The sequence below is a fragment of the Luteibacter sp. dw_328 genome, from assembly GCF_018449605.1.
Taxonomy (GTDB): domain Bacteria; phylum Pseudomonadota; class Gammaproteobacteria; order Xanthomonadales; family Rhodanobacteraceae; genus Luteibacter.
On sequence record NZ_JAAVUW010000004.1, the window covers coordinates 415444 to 423641 of the forward strand.

An 8198-nucleotide genomic window follows, 5' to 3' on the forward strand; every position below is an offset into this window, starting at 1 on the left:
GTTGTCCCTTGGTCCGGCCATTATGCCGGAAGCCGGGCCCGGCGCGGGATCAGCGTCCCATGACCTCAGCCAGGACGGCCATGCGCACGAACACCCCATTGCCCACCTGCTCGAGGATGCGCGACTGGGCGCCATCGGCGACCTCGGTGGCGATCTCGATGCCGCGGTTTATCGGGCCAGGATGCATGACCAGGCAGCCCTTGGCGGCACGGGCGAGCCGTTTCGTGTCGAGGCCGAAGCGCTCGAAGTAGGCGGCTTCGTCGGGCAGGTCCGTGGAGGCCATGCGTTCTTTCTGAAGTCGCAGCATGATCACGGCGTGGGCGCCTTCGATCGCTTCGTCGAAATCCTCGTGGAGAGTCACGCCTTCCAGTTCGCCTTCAGCCGGCAGCAGTGAGGACGGACCGACGAGTCGGACATCCTTCGCACCCAGCGCCGTGAAAGCGTGCACATCGGAGCGGGCGACGCGCGAGTGCCGCACGTCGCCGCAGATCACGATGCGTAGCTTGCGAAAATCCGGGTGATGGTTGCGGATGGTCAGTGCGTCGAGCAGGCCCTGGGTGGGGTGCGCGCGATTGCCGTCGCCGGCGTTGACCACGGCCACGCCGCTCATCGCGTGCTTGACCAGCGAGTCCGGCGTGCCCGACTCCTTATGCCTCACGATGATCGTGTCCAGGTGCATCGCTTCGAGGGTATGCAGCGTGTCGAACAGCTCCTCGCCCTTCGCGGTCGACGAGAAGCCGATGTCGAAGTTGATCACGTCGGCACCGAGCCGGCGTGCAGCCAGCTCGAACGACGTGCGCGTGCGCGTGGAGGGTTCGAAGAACAGGTTGAGCACCGTGCGGCCGCCGAGCAGGTCGAGCTTGCGTGTGCCATGTGCGGTCGCTTCACGCATGCTGCTGGCGCGATCGAGCAGGCGCTCGATGGTTTCGCGCGGCAGGTTCTCGAGGGTGGTCAGGTGGCGCAGGCGTTGTGACATGACGTCGACGTCCTCAAGGTGGATGGCATCGGTTTCAGCATTGTGCGAGGTGCGTTTCGAGAATGACAGCCGCGGCTTCGGCATCGATCGACTTCACGTCCGATCGCTTGCGCGTGCCGGCCGCACGCGCCGCTGCGAACCGTCGCGCTGCTTCCTGCGAGCTCATGCGTTCGTCGGCAAAGGCGACCGGCAGGCCATAACGCTCGGTGATGCGCTCGGCGAACCGTCGCGCGGTGCGCGTCATCGGCTGTTCCTTGCCGTCGTTGTCGAGCGGCAGCCCGACCACGAGCTCGGTCGGCAACCATTCGCGGCGAAGCGAATCGAGGATTTGCCAATCTGGCTGGCCGTCGCGGACGGGCACGGCGGCAAGCGCGCGCGCGGTGCCGGTGAGGCGATTACCGACGGCCACGCCGACGATCTTCGTCCCGACGTCGAATCCGAACAGACAGCTCATCGCGCCCCGAACTCAGGCGTGACCGGCATAGCCGGCGATCTGGGAGGGGTCGGTCACACCCAGCTTGCGCGTGGCGGCGGTCCAGCGTTCGTCGAGCGGCGTATCGAAGATGATGCGTTCGTCGGCGCGGGTGGTCAGCCATGCGTTGTCCATGACTTCCTGCTCGAGCTGACCGGCTTCCCAGCCGGCATAGCCGAGCGTGACGACGGCACGGCGCGGGCCTTCGCCCTTGGCCATGGCGACGAGGATGTCGCGCGAGGTCGTGACCGACCAGTCTTCGTTGACGCGGTAGCTGGAGTCCCAGCGTCCCGGCTCACGATGGAGTACGAAACCGCGCTCCTGCTGCACGGGACCGCCAATGAGGACCGGGTAGTCCGCGATCTCCGGATCTTCGCAGTCGAGTTTCATCTGCGCGAGCACGTCGCCGAGACGGTATTCGGAGATCTGATTGATCAGCAGGCCGACCGCGCCGTCCTCGCCATGCTGGCAAAGAAAGGCGACGCCTCTCGCGAACGGAGGTTCGGCCAGGGAGGGCATCGCAATAAGAAATTGCCCCGCGAAGGTGTTGGCGATCGTCATGGCCTCATTGTAGCCACTACGAACATGACTCGTGCGCGAATATTCAGCGCCATTCGGCTAGGTTGGGGCCCTGCACGAAAGGAGTCTGCTTCATGGGAAAGACGATGTTTACAAAGGTATTTGTCCTGCTCGCAGGAGGCTCGGTCGCGTTTGGCGCACTGGCGTCGTCGCCGGCAGCCTGGAAGGACTATGACCAGCGGCTGACGAAGGCCTGCGTCGCCGCGAGTGGCCTGAAGGATGTCAAGCCTGTCGGCGGCCCGATCCAGTACGACGACCGCGTACCGGTCACGGCGCTGTTCCTGGCCGGGCGTTATCCGCAGAAGCACATGAATAACCGGCCCGGGCGCGAGTTGTGTGTTTGGGACCGCAAGGCGGAGAAGGCTTATGTCAGCGAGGCGGATCAGCTGTTGAAATAGGACATGGGCGAGCCGCCTCAGCGGCGAAAAGCCAACGGAGCGGGATAGCCGGAAGACTCATCCGAGGCTTGGCTGGCCCGCTGCTGCGGGATCGCCGATGAATCGGCTCCTGCAACGGCCGGCATGACCTTCACCCTCGTCAGGCTGCGGCGGTCAGTAATTGCGCAGCACGTTGCCCGGCAAAAACTGCCACGTACGCGTGATATACAGCTCGTCCACGCGAGTCTTGTCCGGCGGGAGGGCGGGGAAGGGGGCGGCGAGGCGCACGATGCGTTGGGCCGCCTCGTCGAGCAGCTTGTGCCCCGAGCTCTTGATCACGTCCATGCTCTTGATCGTGCCGTCCCGATTGAGGCCCACCGTGAGCACCAGCTCACCGTAGACGCCCTGGCGGCGCGCTTCGTCGGGATAATTCAGGTTGCCCACCCGCTCCACGCGACCGACCCAGCCTTTCATATAGGCCGCGTAGACGTACTCGCGCGTATTGGACGAAATGAATTTCTTCTTCGGGCGCTTCGCGTAGGCCTGCGATTGCTCGCGTACCTCAGCCGAGAGCTTGGCCATTTCCAGCTTTCGCTGCACGTCTTCGTCGGATATTGGGACCGGGCGTTCCTTCTGCTCGGCCTGCTCCTTCGTGGAGTCGACGGTGAAACCCGTCTCGCCCGACGTGGTGAGCAACTGGGCGGGCGTGCGTTCGGTTGGCGCTGGCGCCTGGGCGTCCTTGGGCTCCGCGGTCATGCCCTGGTTGGGGGTCGGCAGGGGACCGGAGACCGGCTCAGACGGCCGGGCCGCTTTGTCCTGGTCGCCGCCGCCGGCATTGCTCGCCTGGGCCAGGAAGTCGGCTTTGTCCGGTTGTTCCTGGTTGGCGACGTCCACGAGGGTGACATCGAGCGTAGGAACGCTCGGTTTGGGCTTCTCCGCGTCGAAGGTGATGCCAAGGATGACGACACCGTGCAGCAGCAGCGAAAACAGCAGGGTCGCGCCGAACAGGTCGGCGCCGGTGGTGCGGGTCGTCATCGGGCCTCGATTGCGTCGAACATCAGCCCCGCGATGTTAATGCCGAACTGGGCATCCAGTTCGCGGATGCATGTCGGAGATGTGACGTTGATCTCGGTCAGGTAGTCGCCAATGACGTCCAGCCCGACGAAACGGAGGCCGCGACGGACCAGCTCCGGCGCCACCTGCGCCGCGATCCAGCGGTCGCGGTCGGACAGGGGGATGCCCTCACCCCGGCCGCCGGCGGCGAGGTTGCCACGGAATTCGTCGCCCTGCGGAATGCGGGCGAGCGCATACGGCACCGGCTCGCCATCGATCAGCAGGATGCGCTTGTCACCGGCGGTGATCTCGGGGATGTACTTCTGTGCGATGGCGAAATGGCGGGCGCCGTCGAGCAGGGTCTCCAGCATGGAATTGAGGTTCGAGTCGCCATGCTTCACCCGGAAGATGCCGCGGCCGCCCATGCCATCCAGCGGTTTGAGTACCGCTTCGCCATGCTCGGCGACGAACCGGCGCAGCTCACCGGCGTCGCGGGAGACCAGGGTCGGTGCGATGCACTGGGGGAAATCCAGGGCGAACAGCTTCTCGTTGCAGTCGCGCAGGCTGCGCGGGTCGTTGACCACCTTGCAGCCGTCGCGCTGGGCGCGCTCCAGGACCATGGTGTCGTAGATGAACTGGGAATCGACCGGCGGGTCCTTGCGGGCCAGGACGATGTCGACCTCGGCCAGCGGGCGCCAGGTGGGCTCGCCCAGCGTGAACCAGCCTGCCGGGTCCTCCTTCACGGTCAGCGGCCGCAGGCGGGCCCAGGCCTCGCCGTCGCGCAGGGCAAGGTCACCCTGCTCCATGTAGAGCAAGGCGTGGCCGCGGCGAGAAGCCTCCAGCAACATGGCGAAGGTAGAGTCCTTGGCGATCTTGATGGCGCGGATCGGGTCCATCAGGACGGCGACGGAGAGCGACATGGGGGTGTCCCGGGAGAGCAGGAAGAATGCCAAGTCTAGTGGGGGAGGGATCGCAATTTCACAAGGATTTGTCCCTTTAAGAACAATTCATCTTGACGGCGACCCGGCCAACCATTAAACAGCGAACGGGAGGAACGCCGAAGAGCGGGCCACCGGAGCCCAGGTTCCGGACGACGACCCAGCGCACGGATAAGCCGGCATGAAACCAGCTATCCTGCGGTGGGATTTGCGGTTTTTTTGTGCGTGCTACGGGGGCGCAGTGAACGAAAACGGACGTGGTACCGATCTGACCGGCTTGCGGGTCATGGTCATCGACGATTCGAAAACCATCCGACGCACGGCCGAAACCCTGCTGAAGAAGGAAGGCTGCGACGTTCTGACCGCAGTCGATGGGTTCGAGGCGCTGGCAAAGATTTCCGACCAGAAACCGAACATCATCTTCGTCGACATCATGATGCCGCGCCTGGATGGCTACCAAACCTGCGCGCTGATCAAGAACAACGCCCAGTTCCGCGGGACGCCGGTGATCATGCTGTCCTCCAAGGACGGTCTGTTCGACAAGGCGCGTGGCCGCATCGTGGGCGCGGAGCAGTACCTTACCAAGCCTTTCACTCGCGACGAACTCCTCGGCGCGATCCATCGCTATGCGACGGCGAGCTGATTCAAATCCGCTTAACGACGTCCAGGGGGACGTGTGGCAAACATTCTGATCATTGACGACTCGCCCACCGACGTACGCGTGTTCACCACGCTACTGGAGAAGGCGGGTTTTTCCGTCTCCAGTGTCGACAACGCCGAGTCGGGCATCGACCGCATCCGTGCGAGCAAGCCCGACCTGGTCATCATGGACGTCATCATGCCCGGCATGAATGGCTTCCAGGCCACCCGAACGCTGAGCCGGGACCCGGCTACGGCGGACGTGCCCGTGGTGATGATCACGACCAAGTCCATGGAGACGGACCGCGTATGGGGGTTGCGCCAGGGCGCGAAGGCCTTCATCACCAAGCCGGTGAACGAGAAGGAACTGCTCTCGACCATCGCCAGCCTGCTGCCGAACAAGCATTGAGGGCGCCATGAGCGAGAACGCGGCACTTACGCCTTTCGAACTGCTCGCCCACTACGAGCGCGCCTGCCTGGCGCATTCGGCCGGCGCGCCCGAACGGGTCGAATCGCTGGGCCTTTGGCGTGGCATCGGCTTCCGTATCGGTCGCCGTGCCTTCGTCAGCGGTATCGAAGAGATCAACGAACTGCTCGCCGTGCCGCCGCTGACCAACGTGCCGGGCACCCAGCCCTGGCTGATGGGCGTGGCCAACGTGCGCGGCAACCTCGTGCCGGCGATCGATCTGGGCCGTTTCCTCTTCGACGAACGCACGCCTTCATCCGAGCGTACGCGCCTGCTGCTGGTTCGCCAGCACGGCGGCACGGTGGGCCTGCTGGTCGACGAAGTGTTCGGCCAGCGCACCATGGATGAGGCGCAGCGCGGTACCGGCAGCGAGGAACACGATCCGCGCCTGGCGCGGTTCGTCGCGGAAAACGTACAACTGGGCGAGCAATCGTTCGGGCTTTTCAGCATGAGCCGTCTGGCTCGTGCGCCGGATTTCCGGCAGGCGGCGCTGTAAAGCGTCTCCACGGGGGACGGGACGGCCGGGTGGCCGCCCCGCAACAGGATCGGCGAGGGCGGTAAACGCTCTTGCGATGGGAACGGAGGGGCGGCCAGTGCGGCCGCTTCGTCATGCCGACGACCTCATTCGGGGCGCCGGTGACTAGCTTTGCCAGGTTTGGTCGAGGTGAGTATGAGTACGACAACAGGGGGCGCAGGCCGGGAACGTGGTTACACGATGGTTATCGTGGCCCTGCTTCTGGCTATCGGTTTGGCGTCGGTCGACTTCTGGTGGCTGAACATCAAGAACGGTGAGGATCGCGAAGCCATCGCGCTGACGACCCAGGTGCAGGTGCTTTCGCAGCAGACCGCGAAGTACGCACTCGAGGCGTCCGACGGCAACCGCGACTCGTTCCGCGAACTGGCGGCCACGCGCAACACCATCGATTCGGCGGTGCAGCGACTGGTCAAGGGCGATGAAAAGACCGGCATGCCTTCCTATGCCGAGAACGACGCGACGCCGTCCGGCCGCTCGGTGAGCGCCCTGGCCAACGCCTGGCACCAGCTCGATGCGGATATCGGCAAGATCCTGTCGAACAAGGACCTGGTCCTGAGTTCCGGTGAACGCGCCGACCTCTTCTCCAAGCAGATGCCACTGCTGAACTCGCGCACGGACGAAGTGCTGAACATCGTCCAGCAGAAGAACGCTTCCTCGGAGCAGACCTTCACCATCGCCCGCTGGATGCTCATGGCCGATCGCATGATCCGTCGCGTGCAGGAAATTCTGCAGGGTGGTGATGGCGCGCAGTCTGCGGCCGACGGCCTGTCCCGTGACGCGCAGCTCTACGGTGCGGTGCTCAAGGGCCTGATCGATGGCAATGCCGACGGCGGCGTCCATGCGATGACCGACACGAACGCACGCAAGATCCTTGAAGGCATGCAGACCTCCTGGGGCGACCTGGTCGACCCGGTGGCCCAGCTTGTCGCGGCATCGCCCAACCTGCAGGACGTGAAGCGCGCCGGTAACCAGGCCTCGCTCGACTCGCAGACCGTGTTGCTCCGCGCGAACGAATCCGCGGACCAGATCGCCAAGAAGTTCCGTCTCTTCCCGAACGTGGGCTGGGGCCTGGTCGGCGCACTGGCCACGGTGGCCTTCGCGCTGCTACTCGTCTTCACCCTCGTGCGTGACCAGCGCCAGCGCCTCGAGAGCACGTCCGAACTCAACCAGCGTAACCAGACCGCGATTATGCGGTTGCTGGACGAGATGGGTACGCTCGCCGAAGGCGACCTGACCATCAAGGCTACGGTGACCGAGGACATCACGGGCGCCATCGCGGACGCCATGAACTCCGCGGTCGACGAGATGCGCAACCTCGTGACCACGATTAACGAGACGGCGGTCCGCGTCTCGGCGGCGGCACAGGAAACGCAGGCGACCGCCATGCACCTGGCCGACGCGGCGGAACAACAGGCGCAGCAGATCACCTCGGCGACCTCGGCCATTAACCAGATCGCGACCTCGATGGATACCGTGTCGAAGGATTCCGCGGAGTCGGCCGACGTGGCGCAGCGATCGGTGCAGATTGCATCGCGCGGTGCGGAAGTGGTGCGCGAGACGATTCAGGGCATGGACTCGATTCGTGACCAGATCCAGGAAACCTCGAAGCGAATCAAGCGACTGGGTGAATCGTCCCAGGAGATCGGCTCGATCGTGGAACTGATTAACGACATCGCCGAGCAGACCAACATCCTCGCACTCAACGCAGCCATTCAGGCGGCCTCGGCCGGTGAAGCGGGCCGCGGTTTCGCGGTCGTCGCGGACGAAGTGCAGCGCCTCGCTGAACGCTCGGCGAGTGCGACCAAGCGAATCGAAACGCTGGTGCAGACCATTCAGTCCGATACCAACGAGGCGGTCAGTTCGATGGAGCAGACCACCGCCGAGGTGGTAGCCGGTGCACGACTGGCCGAGGATGCGGGTACCGCACTGGGCGACATCGAGCGCGTCTCGAACGATCTGTCGGCGCTGATTCAGAACATCTCCGCGGCGGCACGCCAGCAGTCCGCTGCGGCGACCGACACCTCGGCAACGATGAACGTCATCCAGGAGATCACGTCGCAGACGTCGTTGGGCGCAAGCCAGACGGCGGAATCGATCGGCAACCTGGCCCAGCTCGCGAATGACCTGCGCCTGTCCGTCGCGAACTTCAAGCTGCCGGGCTGA

Annotated in this window: 10 protein-coding genes; 5 read left to right on the forward strand and 5 right to left on the reverse strand. The window is 64.6% G+C overall.

The features are described 5' to 3' along the window. Positions 1 to 49: 49 nt before the first annotated feature. From HB634_RS12215 to HB634_RS12225, 3 genes are read right to left on the reverse strand one after another with little or no spacing between them, the layout of a single operon-like run. Positions 50 to 976 carry an aspartate carbamoyltransferase catalytic subunit gene (locus HB634_RS12215; protein ID WP_213948750.1) on the reverse strand — a complete coding sequence of 309 codons (927 nt, stop codon included), beginning with the start codon at positions 974 to 976 and terminating at the stop codon, positions 50 to 52. A 34-nt stretch (positions 977 to 1010) separates the two neighbouring features. Then, positions 1011 to 1430, reverse strand: a complete 420-nt coding sequence (ruvX, locus tag HB634_RS12220; RefSeq protein ID WP_063573349.1) for a Holliday junction resolvase RuvX — start codon at positions 1428 to 1430, stop codon at positions 1011 to 1013. A 12-nt stretch (positions 1431 to 1442) separates the two neighbouring features. After that, the gene (locus tag HB634_RS12225) at positions 1443 to 2009 is read right to left on the reverse strand and encodes a YqgE/AlgH family protein (protein WP_063573348.1); all 567 of its coding nucleotides are present in this window, start codon (positions 2007 to 2009) and stop codon (positions 1443 to 1445) included. Between the two features lie 92 nt (positions 2010 to 2101). Here HB634_RS12225 and HB634_RS12230 point away from each other — a divergent pair, with 92 nt between their 5' ends. Beyond that, positions 2102 to 2425: a hypothetical protein gene (locus HB634_RS12230; RefSeq protein WP_213948751.1), complete on the forward strand. Its 324-nt coding sequence runs from the start codon at positions 2102 to 2104 to the stop codon at positions 2423 to 2425. A gap of 153 nt (positions 2426 to 2578) precedes the next feature. Here the strand turns inward: HB634_RS12230 and HB634_RS12235 are convergent, their stop codons facing one another. Continuing rightward, a complete protein-coding gene (locus tag HB634_RS12235; RefSeq protein WP_213948752.1) occupies positions 2579 to 3439 on the reverse strand; it encodes an energy transducer TonB in 861 nt (286 codons plus the stop codon). Beyond that, positions 3436 to 4377, reverse strand: coding sequence for a glutathione synthase (gene gshB, locus HB634_RS12240; protein WP_213948753.1), 942 nt, complete (start codon positions 4375 to 4377; stop codon positions 3436 to 3438). Before gshB ends, HB634_RS12235 begins: the two co-directional genes overlap by 4 nt. A gap of 259 nt (positions 4378 to 4636) precedes the next feature. On the opposite strand from gshB, the gene pilG reads away from it, so the two are divergent. The 4 genes from pilG to HB634_RS12260 all read left to right on the forward strand — a co-directional run bounded on the left by pilG (position 4637) and on the right by HB634_RS12260 (position 8198). After that, a complete protein-coding gene (gene pilG, locus HB634_RS12245) occupies positions 4637 to 5038 on the forward strand; it encodes a twitching motility response regulator PilG (protein ID WP_046968465.1) in 402 nt (133 codons plus the stop codon). 33 nt (positions 5039 to 5071) lie between these two features. Beyond that, positions 5072 to 5443: a response regulator gene (locus HB634_RS12250; protein ID WP_046968466.1), complete on the forward strand. Its 372-nt coding sequence runs from the start codon at positions 5072 to 5074 to the stop codon at positions 5441 to 5443. Positions 5444 to 5450: 7 nt separating this feature from the next. Continuing rightward, positions 5451 to 5996, forward strand: a complete 546-nt coding sequence (locus tag HB634_RS12255; RefSeq protein WP_063571159.1) for a chemotaxis protein CheW — start codon at positions 5451 to 5453, stop codon at positions 5994 to 5996. A gap of 219 nt (positions 5997 to 6215) precedes the next feature. Beyond that, positions 6216 to 8198 (forward strand): methyl-accepting chemotaxis protein, encoded by a 1983-nt coding sequence (locus HB634_RS12260; protein WP_231873868.1) that lies wholly within the window; start codon positions 6216 to 6218, stop codon positions 8196 to 8198.

What these genes read in the sequence shown, in the direction of transcription:
- HB634_RS12215 (WP_213948750.1), bottom strand. Translation starts at nt 976, where the DNA reads ATGTCACAACGCCTGCGCCACCTGACCACCCTCGAGAACCTGCCGCGC.
- ruvX (WP_063573349.1), bottom strand. Translation starts at nt 1,430, where the DNA reads ATGAGCTGTCTGTTCGGATTCGACGTCGGGACGAAGATCGTCGGCGTG.
- HB634_RS12225 (WP_063573348.1), bottom strand. Translation starts at nt 2,009, where the DNA reads ATGACGATCGCCAACACCTTCGCGGGGCAATTTCTTATTGCGATGCCC.
- HB634_RS12230 (WP_213948751.1), top strand. Translation starts at nt 2,102, where the DNA reads ATGGGAAAGACGATGTTTACAAAGGTATTTGTCCTGCTCGCAGGAGGC.
- HB634_RS12235 (WP_213948752.1), bottom strand. Translation starts at nt 3,439, where the DNA reads ATGACGACCCGCACCACCGGCGCCGACCTGTTCGGCGCGACCCTGCTG.
- gshB (WP_213948753.1), bottom strand. Translation starts at nt 4,377, where the DNA reads ATGTCGCTCTCCGTCGCCGTCCTGATGGACCCGATCCGCGCCATCAAG.
- HB634_RS12255 (WP_063571159.1), top strand. Translation starts at nt 5,451, where the DNA reads ATGAGCGAGAACGCGGCACTTACGCCTTTCGAACTGCTCGCCCACTAC.
- HB634_RS12260 (WP_231873868.1), top strand. Translation starts at nt 6,216, where the DNA reads ATGGTTATCGTGGCCCTGCTTCTGGCTATCGGTTTGGCGTCGGTCGAC.